General features: G+C 69.0%; 24 protein-coding genes. 10 read left to right on the top strand and 14 right to left on the bottom strand.

Features of this window, described 5'->3' with window-relative positions; genetic code table 11:
• The first annotated feature begins 9 nt into the window (after positions 1–9).
• The 4 genes from GLO27_RS12110 (at position 10) to GLO27_RS12095 (ending at position 3,289) form a co-directional block, all read left to right on the top strand.
• Complete coding sequence (locus GLO27_RS12110) at positions 10–687, top strand: response regulator transcription factor (RefSeq protein ID WP_167255085.1); 678 nt, start codon at positions 10–12, stop codon at positions 685–687.
• The gene (locus GLO27_RS12105) at positions 680–1,996 is read left to right on the top strand and encodes a HAMP domain-containing sensor histidine kinase (protein WP_167255083.1); all 1,317 of its coding nucleotides are present in this window, start codon (positions 680–682) and stop codon (positions 1,994–1,996) included. Before GLO27_RS12110 ends, GLO27_RS12105 begins: the two co-directional genes overlap by 8 nt.
• Before the next feature lie 79 nt (positions 1,997–2,075).
• A complete protein-coding gene (locus GLO27_RS12100; protein ID WP_167255082.1) occupies positions 2,076–2,906 on the top strand; it encodes a hypothetical protein in 831 nt (276 codons plus the stop codon).
• Positions 2,907–3,061: 155 nt separating this feature from the next.
• Complete coding sequence (locus tag GLO27_RS12095) at positions 3,062–3,289, top strand: RNA-binding S4 domain-containing protein (RefSeq protein WP_021199452.1); 228 nt, start codon at positions 3,062–3,064, stop codon at positions 3,287–3,289.
• A gap of 57 nt (positions 3,290–3,346) precedes the next feature.
• Here the strand turns inward: GLO27_RS12095 and GLO27_RS12090 are convergent, their stop codons facing one another.
• The 3 genes from GLO27_RS12090 to GLO27_RS12080 all read right to left on the bottom strand — a co-directional run bounded on the left by GLO27_RS12090 (position 3,347) and on the right by GLO27_RS12080 (position 5,289).
• The gene (locus tag GLO27_RS12090) at positions 3,347–3,940 is read right to left on the bottom strand and encodes a hypothetical protein (RefSeq protein WP_021199451.1); all 594 of its coding nucleotides are present in this window, start codon (positions 3,938–3,940) and stop codon (positions 3,347–3,349) included.
• Positions 3,941–4,085: 145 nt separating this feature from the next.
• Positions 4,086–4,547: a hypothetical protein gene (locus tag GLO27_RS12085; protein WP_031207144.1), complete on the bottom strand. Its 462-nt coding sequence runs from the start codon at positions 4,545–4,547 to the stop codon at positions 4,086–4,088.
• A 118-nt stretch (positions 4,548–4,665) separates the two neighbouring features.
• Entirely contained in the window at positions 4,666–5,289 is a 624-nt protein-coding gene (locus GLO27_RS12080; RefSeq protein WP_021199449.1) for a LysE family translocator, read from the bottom strand.
• Between the two features lie 98 nt (positions 5,290–5,387).
• Here GLO27_RS12080 and GLO27_RS12075 point away from each other — a divergent pair, with 98 nt between their 5' ends.
• Positions 5,388–5,843, top strand: coding sequence for an Lrp/AsnC family transcriptional regulator (locus GLO27_RS12075; RefSeq protein WP_021199448.1), 456 nt, complete (start codon positions 5,388–5,390; stop codon positions 5,841–5,843).
• Positions 5,844–5,854: 11 nt separating this feature from the next.
• Here the strand turns inward: GLO27_RS12075 and GLO27_RS12070 are convergent, their stop codons facing one another.
• The 9 genes from GLO27_RS12070 to GLO27_RS12030 are packed head-to-tail and all read right to left on the bottom strand — an operon-like array spanning position 5,855 to position 14,820.
• Positions 5,855–6,349 carry a gluconokinase gene (locus GLO27_RS12070; protein ID WP_292777082.1) on the bottom strand — a complete coding sequence of 165 codons (495 nt, stop codon included), beginning with the start codon at positions 6,347–6,349 and terminating at the stop codon, positions 5,855–5,857.
• Positions 6,346–7,584 (bottom strand): D-mannonate dehydratase ManD, encoded by a 1,239-nt coding sequence (manD, locus tag GLO27_RS12065; protein WP_167255080.1) that lies wholly within the window; start codon positions 7,582–7,584, stop codon positions 6,346–6,348. The genes GLO27_RS12070 and manD overlap by 4 nt, the downstream gene beginning before the upstream one ends.
• The gene (locus tag GLO27_RS12060) at positions 7,581–8,807 is read right to left on the bottom strand and encodes a mannitol dehydrogenase family protein (protein ID WP_292777078.1); all 1,227 of its coding nucleotides are present in this window, start codon (positions 8,805–8,807) and stop codon (positions 7,581–7,583) included. The genes manD and GLO27_RS12060 overlap by 4 nt, the downstream gene beginning before the upstream one ends.
• Positions 8,804–9,664, bottom strand: a complete 861-nt coding sequence (locus GLO27_RS12055) for a sugar phosphate isomerase/epimerase family protein (protein ID WP_021199444.1) — start codon at positions 9,662–9,664, stop codon at positions 8,804–8,806. Before GLO27_RS12055 ends, GLO27_RS12060 begins: the two co-directional genes overlap by 4 nt.
• Positions 9,661–10,779, bottom strand: a complete 1,119-nt coding sequence (locus GLO27_RS12050) for a Gfo/Idh/MocA family oxidoreductase (protein WP_021199443.1) — start codon at positions 10,777–10,779, stop codon at positions 9,661–9,663. The genes GLO27_RS12055 and GLO27_RS12050 overlap by 4 nt, the downstream gene beginning before the upstream one ends.
• Positions 10,776–11,609, bottom strand: a complete 834-nt coding sequence (locus GLO27_RS12045) for a TIM barrel protein (protein WP_021199442.1) — start codon at positions 11,607–11,609, stop codon at positions 10,776–10,778. The genes GLO27_RS12050 and GLO27_RS12045 overlap by 4 nt, the downstream gene beginning before the upstream one ends.
• The gene (locus GLO27_RS12040; RefSeq protein ID WP_021199441.1) at positions 11,606–12,517 is read right to left on the bottom strand and encodes a carbohydrate ABC transporter permease; all 912 of its coding nucleotides are present in this window, start codon (positions 12,515–12,517) and stop codon (positions 11,606–11,608) included. The genes GLO27_RS12045 and GLO27_RS12040 overlap by 4 nt, the downstream gene beginning before the upstream one ends.
• Positions 12,514–13,443, bottom strand: coding sequence for a sugar ABC transporter permease (locus GLO27_RS12035; protein ID WP_021199440.1), 930 nt, complete (start codon positions 13,441–13,443; stop codon positions 12,514–12,516). Before GLO27_RS12035 ends, GLO27_RS12040 begins: the two co-directional genes overlap by 4 nt.
• Positions 13,444–13,461: 18 nt before the next feature.
• On the bottom strand, positions 13,462–14,820 hold the full coding sequence (locus tag GLO27_RS12030; protein ID WP_021199439.1) for an extracellular solute-binding protein: 1,359 nt from the start codon (positions 14,818–14,820) through the stop codon (positions 13,462–13,464).
• Between the two features lie 116 nt (positions 14,821–14,936).
• On the opposite strand from GLO27_RS12030, the gene GLO27_RS12025 reads away from it, so the two are divergent.
• A complete protein-coding gene (locus GLO27_RS12025; protein WP_021199438.1) occupies positions 14,937–15,983 on the top strand; it encodes a LacI family DNA-binding transcriptional regulator in 1,047 nt (348 codons plus the stop codon).
• Positions 15,980–17,398, top strand: a complete 1,419-nt coding sequence (gene uxaC, locus GLO27_RS12020; protein WP_167255075.1) for a glucuronate isomerase — start codon at positions 15,980–15,982, stop codon at positions 17,396–17,398. Before GLO27_RS12025 ends, uxaC begins: the two co-directional genes overlap by 4 nt.
• A gap of 3 nt (positions 17,399–17,401) precedes the next feature.
• Here the strand turns inward: uxaC and GLO27_RS12015 are convergent, their stop codons facing one another.
• Positions 17,402–18,112 carry a WYL domain-containing protein gene (locus GLO27_RS12015; RefSeq protein ID WP_208323780.1) on the bottom strand — a complete coding sequence of 237 codons (711 nt, stop codon included), beginning with the start codon at positions 18,110–18,112 and terminating at the stop codon, positions 17,402–17,404.
• Positions 18,113–18,173: 61 nt separating this feature from the next.
• On the opposite strand from GLO27_RS12015, the gene GLO27_RS12010 reads away from it, so the two are divergent.
• Positions 18,174–19,310 (top strand): epoxide hydrolase, encoded by a 1,137-nt coding sequence (locus GLO27_RS12010; protein ID WP_167255073.1) that lies wholly within the window; start codon positions 18,174–18,176, stop codon positions 19,308–19,310.
• Positions 19,311–19,337: 27 nt separating this feature from the next.
• Here GLO27_RS12010 and GLO27_RS12005 read toward each other — a convergent pair whose 3' ends face one another.
• Positions 19,338–19,952, bottom strand: a complete 615-nt coding sequence (locus tag GLO27_RS12005; RefSeq protein WP_167255071.1) for a class I SAM-dependent methyltransferase — start codon at positions 19,950–19,952, stop codon at positions 19,338–19,340.
• Between the two features lie 93 nt (positions 19,953–20,045).
• Here GLO27_RS12005 and GLO27_RS12000 point away from each other — a divergent pair, with 93 nt between their 5' ends.
• A complete protein-coding gene (locus GLO27_RS12000) occupies positions 20,046–20,582 on the top strand; it encodes a Chromate resistance protein ChrB (RefSeq protein WP_167255069.1) in 537 nt (178 codons plus the stop codon).
• The gene (locus GLO27_RS11995; protein ID WP_029268004.1) at positions 20,579–21,775 is read left to right on the top strand and encodes an MFS transporter; all 1,197 of its coding nucleotides are present in this window, start codon (positions 20,579–20,581) and stop codon (positions 21,773–21,775) included. Before GLO27_RS12000 ends, GLO27_RS11995 begins: the two co-directional genes overlap by 4 nt.
• Positions 21,776–21,799 lie beyond the last annotated feature (24 nt).

The raw sequence follows: 21,799 nt of genomic DNA, 5'->3' as shown, positions 1-21,799 counted from the left end.
ACTGGAGGGATGCGGATCCTGGTGGTGGACGACGAGGTGCGTCTCGCCGAGGGCGTACGCCGCGGCCTCGAGGCCGAGGGCTTCGCCGTCGACGTGGCACACAACGGCGTCGACGGACTCTGGCGCGCACGCGAGACGCGGTACGACGCGATCGTGCTCGACCTCATGATGCCCGGCATGAGCGGCTGGAAGGTGTGCGAGGCGCTTCGGGCCGAGGAGAACTGGACGCCCGTGCTGATGCTCACGGCGAAGGACGGCGAGTGGGATCAGGTGGAGGCGCTCGAGACCGGCGCCGACGACTACGTCACCAAGCCGTTCTCGTTCGCGATCCTCGTCGCACGCCTGCGGGCCCTCGTGCGCCGCGGTGCCGTCGCCCGTCCGGCCGTTCTGGAAGCCGGCGATCTCCGACTCGACCCCGCCGCGCACCGCGTCTGGCGCGGGGAGACGCCCGTGACCCTGACCGCACGGGAGTTCTCGGTGCTCGAGTACCTCATGCGTCATCGCGGCCAGGTGCTGTCGAAGCGGGCTCTCATCGACGGCGTCTGGGACGACGACTTCGACGGCGACCCCAATATCGTCGAGGTCTACGTCGGACACCTGCGCCGCAAGCTCGACAAACCGTTCGGGCGCGAGGCCATCGAGACCATCCGCGGGGCGGGCTATCGGCTGGCGGCTGACGGTGGCTAGCCGCGGCTGGCGCTCAGTGCGCGGCAGGACGACGCTCGGCGCCACCGTCGTCGTCGCCGTCGCCCTGCTCATCGGCGCCTTCTCGTTCTACGGCGTGCTGAGCGCGAGCATCCACGGCAGCACCGAACGCGCCGCGGAGCAGCGGCTCAGCGAGCTCGCCGAACGTGCCGGTGGGCCGGGCGGCAAGGGCGTGGACGCGCTCGACGACGAGATCCTGCAGATCCTCGGTCCGGACGGGTCGGTACGCGCGGCGAGCGAGGAGGCTCGCGACAAGCTGGGTTCGACGCCGCTCCCCGCCGATGACGACCCGCAAACGACCACCGTCGACGGCGACACCGTCGTGGTGGTCTCGGAAGACATCGACGGCGATCAGACGCTCGTGCTCGCCGTCTCGATGGATGACGATGCCGAGACCCTCGCGACGGTCGCGACGCTGCTCGCCGTCGCGGTCCCCCTGCTGCTGCTGCTCGTGGCCGTGACCACCTGGCTCGTGGTCGGTCGCGCGCTCCGCCCGGTCGAGCGCATCCGCGAAGAGGTCGACGGCATCACCGCCGAGCGCCTGCACCAGCGGGTGCCGGTGCCGGAGACCGCGGATGAGATCGCCGCACTCGCGACCACCATGAACGGCATGCTCGACCGACTCGACGCGGCGGCCACCGCGCAACGGCGCTTCGTCTCGGACGCCTCGCACGAACTGCGATCCCCGCTCGCGACGATCCGTCAACACGCCGAGCTCGCCCAGGCCCACCCCGACGTGACGAGCATCGGCGAACTCGCCGATGTCGTGTCGGAGGAAGGGCTGCGTCTGCAGGGGATCGTCGAATCGCTGTTGCTGCTCGCCCGTCTCGACGAAGGCGCGGGCACGCTTGACGAAGCGGTCGACCTCGACGACATCGCTCTCGGGGAAGTGCGTCGGCTCCGCGCAGCGGGGATCGACGTCGACGGCTCGGGCATCCACGCCGCGCGCGTGCACGGCGACCCGCGGCTGCTCGGCCAACTGATGCGCAACCTCGCCGACAACGCTGCGCGCCACAGCCGAGGACGCATCGCGATCGGGGTGATCCCGTCCGACGGCCACGTGTTCGTCACGGTCGAGGACGACGGCACCGGGGTGCCGGCCGAGGAACGCGAGCGCATCTTCGAGCGCTTCGTGCGCCTCGACGAAGCCCGCAGCCGCGACGCCGGAGGCAGCGGACTGGGGCTCGCGATCGCCCGCGGCATCGCCACCCGCAGTCGGGGAACCCTCACGGTCGACGACTCCCGTTGGGGCGGCGCACGCTTCGTCCTCACCCTCCCCCTCAGCACCTGACCGGCCGGAAGTCCGGTTCCTGAAGAGGTCTTCAGGACGCTTCAGGATGGCTTCAGCGCCTGCGCGGCACCATCGAGACATGGACGACAAAACACCCACTCCCGACCAGACGCCAGCTTCCGACCAGACCGCACAGGGCACCCCGGATGCGCAGACCGTACCGGTGACCCCGACTCCGGATGCGGCTGCCACGGCAGCAGGTTCCGGGCAGCACCCGACGTTCCCCACCGCCGAGCCCGCTCCCGCGGCTCCCGCGCCGAAGCCCGGGCGCAAGCGCGCACTGCTCATCGGCGGGGGCATCGCGGCAGCCGTGGTCCTGGCGGGCGGCGGCATCGCGGTCGGTGCCGCGATCGGCGACGAGTTCGGCGACGACGACCGCTCCTCCATGTCCGACGGTCCCCGCCACGACGACGCGGATGACCACGCCCCGCGTGAGGGCAACCGCGGCGACGACCGCGGCGACGCCCCCTCGAACGGCCGCGGCCCGGTGACAGGCATCGGCACGGCATCCGCCGACGAACTCATCGCGATCGCGGATGCGGCACGCGGAGCCGCCGACGGCGAGGTCACCTCGATCGATGCGAAGCGCGACGGCACATGGGAGGTGCAGCTCACGACGACCGCGGGCGATGAGACCGAGGTCCGTGTCGACAAGGACCTCGCCGCATCCGTCATCTCGACCGATGTGGCCGACGGCGATGACACCGGCCCCGCGCTCACGCTCGACGACGAGACGATCCGCGCCCTCGTCTCGGCGGCACTCGCCGAGGCCGAAGGCATGATCACCGACCTCGATGTCGACGGCGACGACGTGAGCCCCTACGACGCCTCCGTCCTCACGTCGGACAACCGTTCGATCGACATCGACTTCGGCGTCGACTTCGCGGTCGTCGGAACCGACACCGACTGAGCTGTTCGAGGGGGGGGGACCGAGTCGTTCGAGGAGCAGCCCCCTGCGGCCTGTCGGGCGAACCCGATGCGCCCGACTCGAGATGATGCCGCCGCCCCGCCCGAGCGGCGGCATCGTCGCATCCGGACTTGGTCGAAGCCGATTAGCATTCAAGGATGACGAACTCCGCACCGATCGACGACATCTCCATCGGCGGTGAGGTGATCCGCCTCGGGCAGTTCCTCAAATTCGCCGGCCTCCTCGATTCCGGCGGCGACGCCAAAGAGGTGATCATCGACGGATACGTCACCGTGAACGGCGAGGTCGATCGCCGACGCGGGCGTCAGCTGCGCGACGGCGACCTGGTGACCTTCGAGGGACGCACGGTCCGCGTCCGCCCCTGACCGAACAGCGAAATGCGGTGGATTCCGAAGAACCCACCGCACGTGTCAGCGGCCGATTCAGCCGATGACGGTGTTCGTGTCGCTGATCTGCGACATCGGACCCGAGAGGTCCTGATAGACGTAGGCGCGGGTCTGCAGAGTGGTTCCGGGGGCGACGTCACCGACCTCGGCCGTGATGACCGCCGTGCCGGTCTCGCCCGGCTCCAGCTCGCCGAAGGAGGCGAAGACATGGCTGCTGCTGACGATTGGCTCGCCGAGGGACGATTCGGCACCGGTCACGGTCAGACCGTAGGCCGTCGGGATCGCCGTGGAGATCAGGCGAGTGAAGCTGGAGCGGTTGGTCGCGGTGACCGTGATGCGCACCTTCTCTCCGGCCTGGACCACATCGACGTTGTCGTCGAGAGTGACCTTCGCGGCCGATCCGAAGGTCTGCTCGGACTCCTGGCCCAGCGTGCCGTCGGCAAGTCGCACCCAGCCGATTCCCGCCTGGCCGACGCTCGTGTCATCGCTCGGCGCGAAGGGGTAGTTCACGGCTCCGTAGTTGTCGACCTGGGCTTCGGCAGCGTTGGCGGCCGGTGCGCCGATGAGCGCGACACCCGCGGCCACGGCGATGGTGATGCCGGTAGCGGCGATTCGGTTCTTCAGTTTCATGGTGTTCCTCCGGTTGATGTCCGGCCAGGATCCGGCCGGCAACATTCAACATTTCACTGCCGTGATGGAGGTGGCCGCGTTCAGGGAATCTGTATGCCGATAGATCGGAATGCGTGGGCTTTCGGAAGAGGTGCGGAGCGGTCGACTATCGCGCTTCCGACGGCAGGACCCGCCGCACGGTGACGACGACCAATGCGATGAGGAGCCCGATGATCGCCACGTCGGCGGCGATGTACGCATAGTGCGCCCAATTCGTGCCCGGCGCCTCGGCCCCGGCGATCACCAGATCGCTGCGCCGGTTGAGCACCGGGCGGATGACGGCGATCTCGAGAAGGAACACCAGCCAGATCACACCGAGGATCACCAGGGTCGTGCGTCCGGCCTTCGCCCGGGCACTCACGGCTGTGAGCACGACCAGGACGACACCCGCGAGCACGTTCAGCGCGGTGAAGACGAGTCGACCGATGCCGAGACCGATCGGGATCGTGACGCCGGGCGCGAGGAACTTCAACGGGGCTTCGAGGAAGGAGATCGCGATGATCGCCCCGAGCAGGAACGCCGGCAGCAGCAATTGCAGAGCCGCGTTCGTCCGTCCATTGGAAGTCATGAAGCCCCTCTTCTCCCGCCGATCGCCGCCCTCCCTCCGACGCTACTGCGGCAGGTCGAGATCGCAGACGGTATCGACCAGAGAAAAGACGGCATCGACGGGAGAGAGACGTAGGCGCTCACAGCCACTCGATCACCTGCTCCGCGAGGATGCCGACGCCGATGACGGTCATGGCGATGCCCGCGATCCGGGTGACCACAGAGCTCGCACGCGGCCGGGTGCGCAGGAGACGACGGGCGAGCAGCCCCACTGTCGTGTAGACGATCGCGATGTTGAACAGGTGCAAGCCGCCGAGGGCGAGCATCTGTGTCGTCGACGGCCAGCCGTGCGGGCTCGTGAACTGCGGCAACAGGGCGAGCAGCAGCAGGAGCCCCTTCGGGTTGATCCCGCTCACACCGGATCCCCGCAGGAACTGCCCCCACCCCCCGGTGGCGACCGGTTCGCCGCTCTCCGCGATCGGCGCAGGGCGTGTGGCCAGCGACGTCGCACCGAGGAAGATCAGATAGAGCGCGCCGATCACGGTCAGGGTCGTGAGGGTTACCGGATACGCGGTGACCAGCGCTCCGAGACCGAGCGCGACGGCGACGATCACGACGGTGTACCCGGCGATCATCCCGAGGATGGAAGGCGCGATCGAGCGGGCGCGCAGGCCGGCGGAGATCGCATACGCCCAGTCCGCTCCGGGGGTCAGCGCCAGCATCACGGCGACCACCCAGAACTGCATGACCAGAGCGATATCCATCGGTCCTCCTCAATCCGAGGAAGAGACTACGAAGGATCACGCGAAAGGTGCTCCGATTCTTCGGGTGATCGCGCCCTTCACCTGCAAGAATTGTCACCATGGACGCACTTGACCGGGAGATCCTCTCCCTGCTGCAGGATGACGGACGGATGAGTGCGACGCACCTCGCCTCCCAGGTCGGGTTGAGCCTGTCCGCGTGCCATCGCCGACTCAAGGAACTGGAGCAGTCCGGAGCGATCGAGCGATACCGCGCGGTCGTCGCGCCCGCAGCCGTCGGCCTCACGTTCGAGGCCATCGTGTTCGTGACGATCGGACGCACCGACAAGGACACGATCGTGGCGTTCGAGGAGGCGGTCGTGGCGATCCCCGCGGTGGTCGAGGCCCAGCGCCTGTTCGGCGACCCCGACTACATGCTGCGCATCCTCACCCGCGACATGAGTGCCTACCAGGAGCTCTACGACAACACCCTCGGGGCCCTGCCGGGCGTGCAGCGGCTCACTTCGACCATGGTCATGAAGCGCCTCGGAGCGGACCGGGCGGTGCCGATCCCCTGAGGCGGGTGCGGTCAGACGGGGGCCTGGCAGATGCGTTCCACGAGCTCTTCGGGCGCGGCATCCACGGTCACCGCGATCCCCTGCTCGTCCGGCCCGAGGGGCTCCAGCGCCTGCAGCTGCGACGCCAGCAGCGCAGGCGGCATGAAGTGGTCCCGGCGCGCGGTGGTCTGCGCGACCACCCGTTCTCGGGGCGCGTCGAGGTGCACGAAGACGACGGCCGGGGCCGAGGCGCGCAGCCGGTCACGGTAGCTGCGCTTCAGGGCCGAGCAGGCGACGACGACCGCCGGATCTGCGGCGAGCGCCGCCCCCACCCGGTCGAGCCACGGCCATCGGTCGTCGTCGTCGAGCGGAGCACCGGCTGCCATCTTCGCGATGTTCTCCGGCCCGTGCAGATCATCCGCATCGATGAATGCGACACCCATCCGACGCGCGAGTTCCCGCCCCACCGTGGTCTTGCCCACCCCGGACACCCCCATGACGACGATCGGCCGAGACTCGCTGGTCACCAGTCGTGCACCGTTCCATCCGCCAGACGGTTGTACGGCAGATAGGCCCGCTCATACGGGTACTTTCCCGCCTCGTCGACGTCGAGCTCGACGCCCAGGCCCGGCTTGTCGCCCGGGTGCAGCAGGCCTTCGCGCCAGGTGAAGGACTGCTGGAACACCCTGTCGGTGCGCGAGCCGTGCTGCATGTACTCCTGGATGCCGAAGTTGTGGATGGCGAGGCCGAGGTGCATCGCCGCCGCCATGCCGACCGGCGAGATGTCGGTGGGCCCGTGCATGCCGGACTTGATCTGATACATCGCCGCGTAGTCGAGCGTCTTCTTCAGCGGGCTGATGCCGCCCATGTGCGTCACGGCGCCGCGCACGTAGTCGATGAGCTGATCGCGGATGATGTCCTTGAAGTCCCAGACGGTGTTGAAGATCTCGCCGATCGCGAGGGGTGTCGTCGTGTGCTGACGCACGAGCCGCAGCGCCTCCTGGTTCTCGGCGGGGGTGCAGTCCTCGAGCCAGAAGAGGTCGTACGGTTCGAGTGCCTTGCCGAGCTTCGCCGCCTGGATGGGCGTCATCCGGTGGTGGCCGTCGTGCAGCAGGGGGATGTCGGGGCCGAACTCGTTGCGCACCGCCTCGAAGACGCCCGGCAGGTGGTTCAGATAGGCGCGGGTGTCCCAATCCTCCTCGACCGGCTTCGCACCCCGCCGGGCCGGCTCGTGGTCGTAGCGGGCTTCCCCACCACCGGTGTCTGCAGCCTGCGAGGCGATGCCGTAGATGGCCTTGAGCCCGGGAACACCCGTCTGGATACGGATCGCCCGATACCCCTGGTCGAGGTGCGCGCGCACGGAGTCGAAGAGTTCGGGCAGCTCTTTTCCCGAGGCATGACCGTAGGCGAGCAGGCCGGAACGCGATGCCCCGCCCAGCAACTGGTAGACCGGCATCCCCGCCTTCTTGCCCTTGATGTCCCAGAGTGCCATGTCGACCGCGGCGACGGCGGCCATCGTGACGGGGCCTCGCCGCCAGTACGCGCTCCGATAGAGGAACTGCCAGGTGTCCTCGATGCGGTCTTCGTCGGCGCCGATCAGCAGCGGGACGACGTGTTCGGTGAGGTACGCGACGACGGCGAGCTCACGCCCGTTGAGGGTCGCGTCGCCGAGGCCCGAGACGCCGTCGGCGGTCGTGAGCTTGAGGGTGACGAAGTTCCGGTCCGGGCTGGTGACGATGACCTCAGCCTTGACGATGCTCATGCGAGGGTCCCTTCGGGAGTGAGGTGGTCGATGACGGTGCGCGTGCGGTCGCTCTCGGGCACGGCGCCGATGGTGCGCGCGACGGCGGCCGTCGCGGTGTCGGTCGGGTCGAGTTCGAGGAGCGAGCGGATCCAGGTCTCCAGGGCGTGCACCTGTGCTTCGTCGACGGCGAGTCCGTCTTCACGCCGTCGGCGCACGGGAGCCACGAGCCGTAGCGCCACCTTGATCGGGCTGTCGCGGCGGATCTGGTCGAGTCGATGGGCGATGCGCGGGTTCGCGAAGCGGACGCGCAGGTCGTCGAGCCATCCGTCGAGCTCTGCGGCAGGCAGATCGACCGCGGTCCGCTGGGCGGCCCAGAGCGCTTCGGTGTCGCCACGGAGGTCGCGGTCGTCGAACGCCTCGGCGATCGTCTCGTATCCCCGCAGACGACCGGCGGCCGCGAGGAAGCTGTGGCCGGCGTTGAGCAGGTAGAGCTTTCGCGATTCGTACGGACCCACGTCGGCCACGAATCGTCCACCGCCCTGCGCCCAGTCCGGTGCGCCGCCGGGGAACTCTCCGGCGAGGATCCACTCCGTGAACGGCTCGGTCACGACGGTGGACGGATCGTCGAGGCCGGTGAGCTTCCGCACGGCATCGATGTCGACTGCCGTGACCGCCGGGGTGATCCGGTCGACCACGGTGTCGACGAACGACGCGGTGTCCGAGATGCGCGCAGCCTCGGTGCCGGCGGCCTTGAGCACCGCGTCGCGCAGCACCCGTCCGTTCCGCGGCAGGTTGTCGCAGCTCACGACCGCGATGGGTCCTGCGTCGGTGTCCGCCCGAGCGACGAGGCCGTCGGCGATACGTCCGGGCACCGCGGAACCGGCGGAGTACCCCGCCTCGGTGACGGTGACGGTCAGCACGGCGACCTGCGGATCGGCGAGCACGGCGAGCCAGGACGCCTCATCCGATCCGGGGACCGCGCGCACGATCGACTGCACGGTCGTCGCCCGATCCCCCTCGGCCGAACGCTCCAGCACGGTATAGACGCCGTCGTTCCGTGACAGCAGTTCCGCGGCCTCGGGGGTGCGTCCGGTGAAAGCGGCGATGCCCCAGCCGTCGTCCGCGCCTGCGCGGTCGTTCGCCTGCTGGGTGTACCAGGCCTGATGGGCGCGGTGAAAGGCGCCCATCCCCAGATGAGCGGCACGGACCGGGGGATGCTGCGTGCGCGCCGGCCCGGTCACGATCCGATGCCCGCGGCACCGGCGCACGCGCGGAGGAAGGCGAGGTCGTCGACCAGTCGCTCTTCCAGCGGAGCATCCGTCGAGAAGTCCTCCAGCGTAACCCAGCCGTCGTACCCGACCTCGGCGAGAGCACGGAAGTAGTCCGGCACACTGGCGATGCCCTCGCGCAGCGGCGCCCACACCGACTCCCAGCGCACATCTCCATCGAGCCCGGTCTGCCCGGTGCGCTGCCAGACCGCGTTCTTCACGTGCACGTGAGCGAGGTACTCGCCCAGAAGCTGGAGCCCGGCACGAGTATCCTCCTGACCTTCGATCACGAGATTGCCGAGGTCGTGGATCACGCCGATGGTGCGCGGATCGATGCCGTCGACCAGCCGGAGGGCGGCCGACGCCGACGACGAGATCGTCTGGTGGTGCAGCTCGACCAGCACCTTCACGCCGAGTGTCCCCGCCTGTTCCGCGGCCCACGCCAGGTCGTCCCTGGTCTGCGCGAACACCGAGCGATAGTCCTCGGCGTCGTTGAAGGGGATGCGCACTCGCACCTGACGCGCACCGAGGTCTGCGGTCGCCCGGAGCGTCCGCAGCACGTCGTCCCGGTCCGGCGCGAGCGCATAGCCGCCGATGCCGCTGAACTCCAGCCCGGCCTCGCGGGTGATGCGGGCGATCTCGGCGACCGCCCCCTCGAGCCCGGTGAGCGGCCAGGTCGCACGGTTCCCGGCCCAGAACCCGGGCGGATCCGCCTCGTCCTGGTCGGTGATGCGCCACTCGATGCCGTCGTAGCCGATCGCGGCGATGCGGCGGGCCGCTTCCGCGGGCTCCCAGTCGGGGGTCGCCGCGGTGAACACGGAGAACTTCATGCGATGCCTCCTGTCCGCACGTTCGTGTCGTCGACGGTGCCGTCGATCAGGTCGGCGATGCGCACCGGCGAGCCGGTGGTCGCCGAGACGTAGATGCCGCGCACGACGGCGAGCGCCCGCAGCGCCTCGGGCACCCCGACGCGGGAAGCCCGCCCGTCGCGGATGCTCTCGACGATGTCGGCGTACTGACGGGCGTGGCCCTCGGCGAATGCCTGCGGGTTGCGGTCGTCGCCGAGTCGATGCCCCTCCGGCACCCAGTCGGCGCTGCGGTCGGTCGGCTCGCCGTCGATCCACAGCCGGGCGAGCTGGTCGTTCTCGATGATGCCGGTCCCCTGCGCACCGTGCACGGCCAGCCGCACCGGCTGCTCGGGGAAGGCCGCGGTCGTGGCGTGCAGCACGGCGAGCGCCCCCGATTCGAAGCGCACCGTGACCACGGCGACGTCTTCGACCTCGACCCGCTCGTGTGCGAGCAGCGCGGTGTGGGCGAACACCTCGACCGGCATGCCGAGGAACCACAGCAGCAGATCGACGGTGTGCACGCCCTGGTTCATGACGGCGCCTCCGCCGTCGAGCTCCCAGGTGCCTCGCCAGGCGCCCGAGTCGTAGTACTCCTGAGAGCGCCACCAGGGCACCGAGGCCACCGCGCTCGTGATCCGTCCCAGGCGTCCGGAGTGGGCGGCGTCGGCGACGGCCACGGCACCGGGGTCGAAGCGGTGCTGGCTGATCACCGAGATCCGGATGCCGCGCGTCTCCGCGTCCCTGGCGATCTCCGCTAATCGGCGGCCGCGCTCCATCGACACGTCGAGGGGTTTCTCCAGCACGACGTGCATCCCGCGGGCGACCGCCCGTTCGGCGAGCTCGACATGGGAGCCGCTCGGGGTGCAGATCACGACCATATCGACATCGGCGGGGATCGACTCGATCTCGGCGTGGGCCGACGGTCGCGCGCCGCCCAGCTCGTCGACGACGAGGTCGGCCAGCCGTGCGGTCGCCGCCGGCACCTCGTCGACGACGGCGACGATGCGCAGGCCGGGAGTGCTCGCGATCGCTCGGGCATGATTGACGCCGATGATGCCGCATCCGACGATCGCGACGTCGAGGATTGCGTCGGTCATGAGAGGGTCACTCCGATCTCGTCCGTGAGGGTGCGCAGGGCCCGACCGGCGCGGCCGAAGGCCTCGGGGCCGGAGAACCCGCCGAGGGCGTTCACGTCGGCGAGGTGCGGTTCGAGCGAGGCGAACCCCGCATAGCCGTCGTCGCGCAGGGCGGTGAGGGTCTCGCGCAGCTCGCCGTCGCCCTCGCCCACCGGGACCACCTCGCCGGTCGCTGCGAGCGCATCCTTCAGCTGCAGATACTCGAGGTGCGGTCGCAGCATCGCGTAGCCGTCGGTGAACGGACGGACGCCGACCTGCACGAAGTTGGCGTTGTCCCAGGCGATGCGCAGCCGGTCCGAACCGACCGACTCGATCACGTCGAGCACGCGTGCGGGGATGTCGCCGTAGATGTCCTTCTCGTTCTCGTGCACGAGGGTGACCCCGGCCGCCTCGGCGGTGCGCGCCAGCGCCGCCATGCGCACGAGCACGTCGTCGCGGATGTCTTCGGCCGAAAGGTTCTCGTCGCGGAAGAACGAGAAGATGCGGATATACGGGGTCTCCAGGACGTCGGCGGCACGGATCGCCCGCTGCAGTCGACCGACCTCGTGCTCCACCGGTAGGGACACGTCGACCTTGCCGATCGGCGAGGCGACCGCCGAGACCGACATGCCGCGTTCGCGCACGACGGCCGCGAGCTGCGTCAGCTGAGACTCATCGAGATCGACGATGTTCACCCCCCACGCGCTGCGCACCTCGATATGCCGCGCGCCGAGCGCCTGGAGCACGGCGATCTGCACGGCCGGATCGGGATCGATCTCGTCACCGAATCCTGAGAGCTTCCACGGGGTCATTTCACTCCTCCTGCGGTGAGACCGCCTACGAGATAACGCTGGAACACGAGGTACAACACGACGACGGGGATGGCGCAGATGAGCGAGGCCGCCATCATCTGTCCGTACAGCGGCACCGCCCCCGTCTCCTGCGTCGCGCCGAAGATCTGCAGGGCCACCGCGGCGGTCCGGCTGTCGCGGTTGGTCATGACCGAGGCGAACAGCACGTCGTTCCACCCCTGCAGGAAAGCGAAGATCGCGGAGACCACGATCCCGGGCCAGCTCAGCGGCAGCACGATGCGGGTGAGGACGCGGAAGTTGGAGGCGCCGTCGATGCGGGCGGCTTCTTCGAGCTCGCGCGGCAGCCCGCGGATGTACGTCACCATCACCCAGGTCGAGAACGGCAGCGCGAAGGTGAGGTAGGTGACGAACACCGACCAGTGCGTGCCGATGGTGGGGATGCGCAGCACCGACGACAGCGTCGAGAACATCACGAACACCGGCAGCAGCATGAGGGTTCCCGGAACCGACTGCAGGCCGAGCAGACCCCGAAGGATCGTGACGCGTCCGATGAAGGTGAACCGCACCAGCACCCAGGCCATCGACACGGCCACGGCCGCGCAGACGACCGCGACCGCCCCGCAGATCAGCAGGCTGTTGGCCAGACCTCCGGCGAGATCGACACTGCGCCAGACCTTGATGTAGTTGTCGAGACGCAGCTCGGTCGGCCAGTACGCGCCGCCGGCGACCGCGACATCGGCGTTGATCGAGGCGAACAGCATGTACGAGACCGGCCCGAAGACCAGCAGACACAGGACGACGTTCGCGGCGACGAGAAGCGGACGCGGCAGCAGGCGGTCGACCTGGCTGTGACCGCCCGGGCGGCTCCGGCGCGGGTTGACCTGCGCGATCGTGGTGGTGACGCTCATCGCTTCGCGTCCTCTCCGGTGTCGAGGCGCACAGCGCGCAGGTAGACGAACAGGGGGATCGCGACGATCGCGAGAGAGGCGACCGCCATCGCCGCGGAGAGCCCGAACCGGAAGCTCTGGAACGCCGTGACGTAGGTGAGGACCGGCAGGACCTCGACATCGACGGGGGCCGGGATCCCGAAGAGCACGAACGGCATCGTGAAGGCGTTGATGCTGTGCAGGAACGTGAGGATGAAGGCCAGCAGGATCGATCCGCGCAGGTACGGCAGGATCACCTTGCGCAGCTTGATCCCCCAGCCGGCGCCGTCGAGCGCCGCCGCCTCGTGCACCTCCGCATCCACCGCCTGGAGACCGGCGAGGGTCAGCAGATACACGAACGGCCAGCTCACCCAGAGCTGCGTGATCACCAGGGTCCAATAGCTCTGCGGTCCGTTCAACCACAGCCCCGGATCGACGCCGAAGACGCCGAAGGCCTCGTCCACGACGCCCTCGGGCTGGAACATCGCCCGGAAGACGGTCGCCACGACGAACGCGGGGAGGATGTACGGGATCAAGTACACCGAGCGCACCAGCCCACGGCCGCGGAAGGCGTTCTGCGTGGCCAGCGCCGCCGTGACGCCGAGGGGGATCGCCGCGACCGACACGATCAGTGCGTAGCTGACGCTCAGCCAGATCCCCCGCACCAGCGGAGAAGTGGAGAACGCCTCGACGAAGTTTCCCAGGCCGACGAACGGCGCCTGCAGCCACTGCCTGATCGTGTACTGGTCGAGATCGAGCATCGAGATCCAGAAGGCCAGCAGCAGCGGCACCAGGATCAGCAGCGTCATCAGCACCCCGCCGGGGAGCAGCATCCACAGCGGGCGGGGCCGCTCGCTCGGCGGCGTGTCGTCGGTGCGTTTCCGACGCGTATCGGTCGCGATCGCCATGTGCGCGTCCTCGCGTCGCTACTTGGACTTGTCCAGCGCGGACTGCGAACTCGCCTGGGCCTCGGCGATCGCCGCGGCGATGTCGCTCTGGCTGAGCGTTCCCCCCTGCAACGCGGGCAGCGACTGCACGACGACGTTGGTCAGCGCGAGCTGCGTGTCACCCCAGGCGCCCGTGAACGGAGTGGCGACCGACTGCGAGGCCGCCTGCACGTTGGCGCTCAGATCGGGGTTGTCCTTCTCGACCTGTGCGGCCGCCTCCACCCCCGTCGGCAGCTCGCCGAACGTGTCGAAGTAGTCGAGCTGCGACTCGGTGCTGGTGAGCATCTCGATGAACGCGAACGCGAGGTCCTGGTTCGGCGAGTACTGGGCGACCACGAGGTTGTCTCCCGAGAGGATGCTGGCCGCTTCCTCGCCGCCCTTGGGGAGTTCGGTCTCCCCCGGCGGGATGGTCGGGAGGAGGGCGTAGGCGTAGGAGTCGGCGACGGGGGAACCCGCGAACGTGGGCTTCGAATTCGCCGAGGTCATCGGAAGGAAGGCGGCCTTGCCCTCGGCGAAGGCGGCGACGGCCTGGGCGTTCTTCCAGCCGATGGCTGCCGGGTCGACGAGTCCGTCCTGGTACCAGCCGAAGTAGGTGTCGTAGGCGGCGGCCACGGCGGGATCGTCGATCTCCGCCTTCTTGGCCTCGACATCGATCAGCGGATTGCCCGCCTGCACGCTCATGCCCCAGACGAACTTCCAGGGGTCGAAGCTGTCGGCGTATCCGATCGCGAGACCGTGCACGTCTCCGGATTCGATCTTCTCGGCGGCGGCCGTCAGCTCGTCCCACGTCGTGGGCGGTTCGTCGATGCCGGCAGCGGCGAGCAGCTCGGTGTTGTAGGCCATCACGAACGGGCGACTCACGAACGGGACGGCGATCTCGTCGTCCTCGCTGGGGCCGGAGATACCGAGGGTGGACGGCACGAAGCGGTCGCGGCCTCCCACCTTGTCCCAGTCGGCCTCGGTGAGTTTCACGAAGGCGCCCGTCGCGTACGCGGTCGGGGTGAAAGTGGTGCCGAGTCCGTAGACGTCGGGACCCTGTCCGGAGAGCACAGAAGTCTGGATCTTCGTCAGCTCGTCGTTGGCGCTCGCGAAGGTCTCGAACTCGACCTTCGCTCCGGTCTTCTCCTCGAAGGCATCGGAGACCTTCCCGAACCACTCCTTCTGCTGCTCGGGGTAGAGACCGTTCGCGGCCATCATCACCGTGAGCGTCTGGCCGGTCCCGTCGACGGTGCCACCGGCGTCGCCGTCGTCCGTGCCGGCGGTGGATCCCGAGCATGCGGTCAACGCGATCGCTGCTGCGGCCATCGCCCCGAGGGCGATCAGGGGTCGAGACTTCATTGAACTCTCCTTCGAGACAGTGAGTGGACGTGACTGCGTCTTCGCCAAGGTAGGCAAGCGTGGCAATTGTTAGCAATTCATTGCCAGTAATTGCCATCTTGTGATTCTGTTGCCCCATGTCGTCCCCCACACCGCCTTCGCACCGGCCGACGCTCGCCGATGTGGCCGATGCCGCCGGCGTCGCGATCTCCACGGCGTCGCGCGCCCTCGCCGTCCCCGGCCGTGGCAACCCCGGCACCCGCGACCGCATCATCCGCGTCGCGAAGGACCTCGGCTACACGCCCACCGCCGCCTCCGGCACCGCATCGACGCCGTCGACCCGCATGGTCGCCGTGCTGGTCTCCGACGTCACGAACCCGTTCTACTTCGGGATCATCCGCGGTACCCAGCAGGCCCTGCGGGTGGCGGGCTACTCGCAGATCCTGGTGCACACCGAGGAGTCGCCCGAGATGGAGGAGAGCACCCTCGAAGAACTGCGCAGCTCCTACGACGGAGCGATCCTGACCGCGTCCCGCCTGTCCGACGAGCGGCTGGCCGAGCTCAGCACCGAGCTCCCCCTCGTGGCCCTGAACCGTGCCGTGCCCGGAGTGCCGTCGGTGTTCATCGACACGCCGCTCGGCTTCGACCAGGCCGTCGAGCACCTCGCCTCCCTGGGGCATCGACGCATCTGCTACGTGGCCGGTCCCCCGACCAGCTGGGCGAGCAATCTCCGCTGGCGGGCCGTGGCGGCCGCGTGCGAGCGCCTCGGGATCGAGCACACGAAGGTGGGGCCGTACCAGCCCCGCACGAAGGCGGGAGCGGCGGCGGCGGATGCCGCGCTGAACACCGGTGCGACCGCCTGCGTGGCTTTCAACGACCTCCTCGCGATCGGCATGCTGATCCGGCTCAAGGAACGCGGCGTGCGCGTTCCGGAGGACATGAGCATCGTCGGCTGCGACGACATCTTCGGCGCCGACTTCTGCAACCCGCCACTCACGACCCTCACCGCTCCGATCGAGCAGGCCGCACGCCTGTCCGTGTCGATGCTGCTCGACCGCCTGCAGAGCGAGCGCATCGGAGCGGGCGCGCTCAACCGACGGCACATCGCCGCACTGCCCACCCACCTGACCGTGCGGGAGTCGACCGGCTCCGCACCCCGCCGCACCCCTGGAGGAGACTCATGAACACTGCGCTCAGCCCGCACGCCGACCGACTCCTCCCCGCCGATCCCGGCGTGCGCGAGCTCGCCCGCCGGCTGTACGACGCGGTCGCTGCGGCACCGATCCTGTCGCCGCACGGGCACGTCGACGCCGCGCTGCTCGCCGACGACGAACCGTTCTCCGATCCTGCGACGCTGTTGATCACTCCCGACCACTATGTGCTGCGCCTGCTCCACGCCGTCGGTGTGCCCCTCGGCGCGCTGGGTCGCGGAGCCGCACCCGCCGATCCGCAGGAGGTGTGGCGGGCGTTCTGCGCGAACTGGGACGTCTTCCTCGGAACGCCGGTGCGCTACTGGTTCGAGTCGTCGCTGTCCGAGGTGTTCGGGGTGACCGAGCAGCCGAGCGCGGGCAATGCCGATGAGCTGTACGCACACATCGACGCGCAACTGCGAATCCCCGCATTCCACCCACGGGCGCTGTTCGAGCGCTTCCGCATCGAGGTGCTCGCGACGACCGACGACCCCGCCGACGACCTCGCCGCGCATGCACGACTGCGCGACGATCCGTCCTTCCGCGGACACGTGCTTCCGACGTTTCGCGCCGACCGCTACATGGACCCGTCGGCTGAGGGATGGTCGGCTGCACTCTCGGAGCTGTCGGAAGCTGCCGGCACCGATGCCGGGAACTACGCCGGGTTGCTCGACGCGCTGCGCCGCCGACGGACCGCATTCCGGGCGGCGGGCGGCACGGCCACCGACACCGGTGTGCTCGACGCCGGCTCGCAGCCGCTGACGAGTGCCGACGCAGAGCGCATCCACGCCGCCGGGCTCCGGGGGGACGTCACCGCGGAAGCCGCGACGGCATACCGCCGCAACATGCTGTACCGACTCGCCGAGATGTCGTCTGAGGACGGACTCGTGATGCAGCTGCACCCGGGCGTGATCCGCAACCACCACCGAGACACGCTCGCGCGCTTCGGCCCGGACAGCGGACACGACCTGCCCGACGTCGCCGCCTTCACGCGTCCGCTCACCCCGATCCTCAACGACTTCGGCACCGACGAGACGTTCCGGATGGTGCTGTTCACGGTCGACGAGACCGCGTTCAGTCGAGAGATCGGTCCACTCGCCGGCTTCTACCCGTCTGTGTACGCCGGTGCACCGTGGTGGTTCCTCGACACCCCCGACGCCATCTCCCGCTACCGCCGATCCGTGACGGACAGCGCCGGTTTCACGAAGACCAGCGGGTTCGTCGACGACACCCGGGCCTTCTGCTCCATTCCCGCGCGCCATGACATGTCCCGGCGGCTCGATGCGGGCTACCTGTCCACTCTCGTCGCAGAGCACCGCCTCACCGAGGAGCAGGCCTTCGCGCTGGCGCACCGCTTCGTCGACGATATCCCCCGGACGACCTTCCGACTGCCCAGTGCTCCCGCCTGAGCCTCACGAAGTGGAGGTCTCCGTGACACGACGCACGACGTACTCGACGACATCGCCCTCCGGGATCGCGCGGGGTCGGAAGCGCACCCCGGTCGGCACCCGCGGAATCATGCGATCGACGCGGAAGATACGCCAGTCGTCTCGATCGAGGTCCCACGCGAGCAGGTACCAGACCGGCCCCCAGCTCACCAGCCGCTGCGGTTCGGTATGCCGCGGCTCTTCGCTGCCACCCGGCTTCGTGTAGCCGAAGCGGAGCCGTTCGTGACCGCGGATCGCCGCGGCGACCGTGCTGAGTGCTGCGAGATCGAGTGGGGGTTCGGCTCCGGGAACCACGCTGGTCGCCTTCCGGATCGCGTCGACACGGCGGCGGAGGCGGGCGGGCATCACCTGTTCCAGCTTGGCGAGGGCGGTGAGCGAGGTCTCTTCGACGCCGAGCCGCCAGGTCGCCGCCGCCCCCAGGCCGACCGCGACGGCGACGGCTTCGTCATCGTCGAGCAGCAGCGGAGGCATCGCCGCCCCCGCAGCCAGCCGGTACCCACCGGCGACTCCGGGACGCGCATCCACGGGATAGCCGAGCGAGCGGAGCTTGCCGACGTCGGCGCGCACGGTTCTCGTGCTCACACCCAGTCGGTCGGCGAGTGCGGAACTCGTCCAGTCCCGTCTGAGCTGAAGCAACGACAGCAGTTCCAGCAGACGGGCCGAGGTCTCGAGCATGTCTGATCCTCTCAGCAAATGCGGAAGCTGGTCTTCCGCATTGCCTGCGAGCGTGAACAGCATGACCCAGCACACCTCCCTCACCCCTTTTCGCATCGACATCCCGCAGGGCGCCGTCGATGACCTTCACGATCGCCTGACCCGTACACGGTGGCCGCTTGCCGTGCCCGGTCGAGACGATCGCGCCGACTTCCGTCGGGGCACCCCGCTTCCGTATCTGAAGGAGCTCGCCGAGTACTGGCGCGACGGCTTCGACTGGCGGGCGCAGGAGGCGACCCTCAACATGCACGAGCAGTTCACGACGGTCATCGACGGCCAGACGTTCCACATGCTCCACGCGCGGTCGGCGAACCCGCAGGCCACGCCGCTACTCCTCAGCGACAGCTGGCCGGCGTCGTTCGTCGAGTACCTGCGACTGATCCCGTTGCTGACCGACGAGTTCCACGTGGTCATCCCGTCGCTGCCCGGCCTGGGCTTCTCGAACCCGCTGTCCGGTACCGGGTGGGACCTCGCACGGACGGCGGAGGCCTACGCCGAGATCATGACACGCTTCGGCTACGACCGGTTCGTAACCCATGGCACCGACGTCGGCACGGGCATCACCGGACGACTTGCGGGGATCCACCCCGACCGCGTCATCGGCACGCATTTCGCCAGCGACCGCGTATGGCTCGGGCTGGTCGGCAACATGTTCCCCGCCCCCGATGGCCTGTCAGAGGAAGAGCTCGCCCAGCTCGAGGCCGCACACGTCGCGAGTGCGGCAGAGCGCGGCTACATCGGCATGCACAACCATCGACCGGACACGATCGGACCGGCGCTCACGGACTCGCCCGTCGGTCAGCTCGCGTGGATCGTCGAGAAGTTCGCCCGCAGGATCGACAGCGGCCACCGGGCACCGGACGTCGATCGCGACCAGCTCCTGACGAATGTCAGCCTGTACTGGTTCACCCGCAGTGGCGCTTCCGTCGCGCAGTTCTTCTACGAGTCGGAGCACGCCGAGGTCGGCTTCGCCATGCCCGCGGGGGTACCGGCCGGCTGGGCTGTCTTCGACGCCCATCCGCTCATCCGGCGCACGATGGATCCGACCGGTGCGATCAGCCACTGGAGCGAGTTCACCGAGGGCGGGCACTTCCCGGCGATGGAGGAGCCGGAGCTTCTCGCCGAGGACATCCGGAAGTTCTTCCGCAGTCTCGCCTGATCGACACCGCACGTCCGCACGCTGCGATCAGAACGCGACGGCGCTGATCGACGCGTGCGGGCGCCGTTCGTCCTGTACCCGCGCATCGCTGTCGAGCACGGAGAACCCCGCGCATTCGAGCAGCGCCGACATCCCGTCCACCGACCAGTAGTGCGCCGTGGTGACCGCGTGCGGGAAAGGTTCGCCGTCCTTCCCGTCGAAGAACCCGATCAGCAGGTGACCGCCCTCGCGGATCGCGCGCCGAGCGGCCGCGAGCAGGGACGGCAACTCATCCGGAGCCGCATGGATCAGCGAGTACCAGGCGAGCACGCCACCGAGTGAGCCCGCCGGGACGTCGGCGTCGGTCAGTGACGCCACCCGATACGGCACCTGCGGGAACCGTGCGGAGGCATCGTCGACGAATTCCGGCACGAGGTCGATGCCCTCGGCGTCAGCGCCTCGATCGACGAGGAAGGCGGTCCAGTGCCCGGGTCCGCAGCCGACATCGAGAATGCGCCCGTCGATGCCATCCGCCCAGCGTCCGATGCGCTCCCGGTCGATGTCATCCATCTGCCCGATGTCCCCGAACAGCTCCGTGTACTCGGTGGCACGCGCGGCATAGCCGTCTCGGATGCGCACGTCGCTCCCGGAGTCATTCGCCAAGGCTCGCCCCTCCCTGTCTGCTCGCGATCGCTTCCCTCCACGGTATCCGGCAACTCTTCACCGAAGGGATGTAACGACTGTTACATTCTCACTGTGACGAATCTCGATCGTTGGCTCGTGCTCCTGGTCCAGGTGCCCGCAACTCCCTCGAGGCACCGTGTCGCGGTCTGGCGAGAGCTGCGCCAGTTCGGTGCGGTCCCTGCGGGGCAGGGAACCTGGGTGGTCCCGGAGGTTCCGGCGTGCGTCGCGGGAGTCGAGCGCGCCCGCGCCCTCGCTCAGCGCGGCGACGGCGCCATCCTCGTACTCCGCACCCAGGCAGACGGGGGCGACACCGCCGCGCTTCGAGAACTCTTCGATGCTGCGCGGGCCGATGACTGGACGGAGTTCATCGCCGACTGCAAGAAGTACGAGGCCGAGATCGCGCGCGAGATCGACAAGAAGAAGTTCACTCTTGCCGAGCTCGAAGAGGAGGAGCAGAGCCTCGATCGCCTGCAGCGGTGGCATCGCACCATTCGCAGCCGCGACGTGTTCGGATCCCCTTCATCCAAGGAGGCCGACCGTGAACTCGCCACATGTGTCGCCGAGCTCGCGCGGTTCACGGACCTCGTCTACCAGGCCGTTCACGCGTGAGCGAGCCGGCGGTCGCCGCGCGGACGATCGCCCCGCTCTACGCCGCGGGGTTCGTCACTGCGTTCGGCGCCCACAGCATCGCGGCCGGCATCGGGGCGACGGGGCAGGACATTGGTCTCGACCTCCTGCGGATGGGCGCGCTCCTGGCTGTCTACGACCTCGCCGAGGTGTTCCTCAAGCCGGTTTTCGGTTCGCTGGCCGACCGCATCGGCGCCAAACCCGTGATCGTCTTCGGGCTCCTCGCCTTCGGGATCGTGTCGCTCGTGGGGCTGTGGTCGTCGAACACCATCGCCCTCGCCGTCGCGCGGCTCGGGCAGGGCGCGGCGGCGTCGGCATTCTCGCCGGCCTCTTCTGCAACGGTCGCACGGCTCGCAGCCCCGGGCGCGAAGGGGCGATACTTCGGCAGATACGGTTCCTGGAAGGGACTCGGCTACACGCTGGGTCCACTCATCGGCGCCGCACTGATCTTCACGGGTGGCTTCGCGCTCCTCTTCACCATTCTGAGCGCCGTCGCGATCCTGACCGCGTTCTGGGTGGCGGTCACCCTCCCCCGCCTCGATCCCCTCCCGCGCCCGCGTTACACCGTCGCAGACCTCGTCCGCCAGACGACCGAGCGGGGGTTCCTCGTGCCTACCCTGGCCCTGGCAGCCTCCACAGGGGCACTCGGCGCATCGATCGGCTTCCTCCCCGCCATGGCGAGCGGCCAGGACGCGCCATTGCTCGCGAGCATCGCGCTCGCGTCCGTCCTGGCACTGAGTTCGACGCTCACTCAACCCTGGGCGGGAAGACTGCGCGACAGCGCCCATATGAGCGATCGAGCGGGGATGGCGCTGGGCCTTGCGACCATCACCACCGGCACCATGACGGCCGCACTCGTCCCCGCACTGCCCGGGCTCTACGTCGCCGCGGGACTTCTCGGAATCGGGATCGGCTTCGCCACACCATTCGCGTTCGCACACCTCGCCGACACCACACCGCACGAGCGTATGGGCCGCACGATGGGCACGGCGGAGCTCGGGCGCGAACTCGGGGATGCCGGCGGGCCCGTGCTCGTCGGCGGCATCGCGGTCGCTGCGACACTGCCGATCGGACTCGCCGCGCTCGCACTCGTCGTCGCGGCGGCCGGAGTGTCGACGCGGATGCTCCCACGCTTCCCGGAAACGACCCGGGATCCCCGTCGACCGCGCGACTGAGGCCATCCTCGACGCGAGGACAGC

It is taken from the genome of Microbacterium sp. Be9 (assembly GCF_011754135.1).
GTDB classification, from domain to species: domain Bacteria; phylum Actinomycetota; class Actinomycetes; order Actinomycetales; family Microbacteriaceae; genus Microbacterium; species Microbacterium maritypicum_A.
The sequence above is the reverse complement of the archived record's forward strand: the minus strand, read 5'-3'. Positions and strand labels throughout refer to the sequence as shown.

What these genes read in the sequence shown, in the direction of transcription:
- GLO27_RS12110 (WP_167255085.1), top strand. Translation starts at nt 10, where the DNA reads ATGCGGATCCTGGTGGTGGACGACGAGGTGCGTCTCGCCGAGGGCGTA.
- GLO27_RS12100 (WP_167255082.1), top strand. Translation starts at nt 2,076, where the DNA reads ATGGACGACAAAACACCCACTCCCGACCAGACGCCAGCTTCCGACCAG.
- GLO27_RS12095 (WP_021199452.1), top strand. Translation starts at nt 3,062, where the DNA reads ATGACGAACTCCGCACCGATCGACGACATCTCCATCGGCGGTGAGGTG.
- GLO27_RS12090 (WP_021199451.1), bottom strand. Translation starts at nt 3,940, where the DNA reads ATGAAACTGAAGAACCGAATCGCCGCTACCGGCATCACCATCGCCGTG.
- GLO27_RS12085 (WP_031207144.1), bottom strand. Translation starts at nt 4,547, where the DNA reads ATGACTTCCAATGGACGGACGAACGCGGCTCTGCAATTGCTGCTGCCG.
- GLO27_RS12080 (WP_021199449.1), bottom strand. Translation starts at nt 5,289, where the DNA reads ATGGATATCGCTCTGGTCATGCAGTTCTGGGTGGTCGCCGTGATGCTG.
- GLO27_RS12075 (WP_021199448.1), top strand. Translation starts at nt 5,388, where the DNA reads ATGGACGCACTTGACCGGGAGATCCTCTCCCTGCTGCAGGATGACGGA.
- manD (WP_167255080.1), bottom strand. Translation starts at nt 7,584, where the DNA reads ATGAGCATCGTCAAGGCTGAGGTCATCGTCACCAGCCCGGACCGGAAC.
- GLO27_RS12055 (WP_021199444.1), bottom strand. Translation starts at nt 9,664, where the DNA reads ATGAAGTTCTCCGTGTTCACCGCGGCGACCCCCGACTGGGAGCCCGCG.
- GLO27_RS12050 (WP_021199443.1), bottom strand. Translation starts at nt 10,779, where the DNA reads ATGACCGACGCAATCCTCGACGTCGCGATCGTCGGATGCGGCATCATC.
- GLO27_RS12045 (WP_021199442.1), bottom strand. Translation starts at nt 11,609, where the DNA reads ATGACCCCGTGGAAGCTCTCAGGATTCGGTGACGAGATCGATCCCGAT.
- GLO27_RS12040 (WP_021199441.1), bottom strand. Translation starts at nt 12,517, where the DNA reads ATGAGCGTCACCACCACGATCGCGCAGGTCAACCCGCGCCGGAGCCGC.
- GLO27_RS12035 (WP_021199440.1), bottom strand. Translation starts at nt 13,443, where the DNA reads ATGGCGATCGCGACCGATACGCGTCGGAAACGCACCGACGACACGCCG.
- GLO27_RS12030 (WP_021199439.1), bottom strand. Translation starts at nt 14,820, where the DNA reads ATGAAGTCTCGACCCCTGATCGCCCTCGGGGCGATGGCCGCAGCAGCG.
- GLO27_RS12025 (WP_021199438.1), top strand. Translation starts at nt 14,937, where the DNA reads ATGTCGTCCCCCACACCGCCTTCGCACCGGCCGACGCTCGCCGATGTG.
- uxaC (WP_167255075.1), top strand. Translation starts at nt 15,980, where the DNA reads ATGAACACTGCGCTCAGCCCGCACGCCGACCGACTCCTCCCCGCCGAT.
- GLO27_RS12015 (WP_208323780.1), bottom strand. Translation starts at nt 18,112, where the DNA reads ATGCTCGAGACCTCGGCCCGTCTGCTGGAACTGCTGTCGTTGCTTCAG.
- GLO27_RS12010 (WP_167255073.1), top strand. Translation starts at nt 18,174, where the DNA reads ATGACCCAGCACACCTCCCTCACCCCTTTTCGCATCGACATCCCGCAG.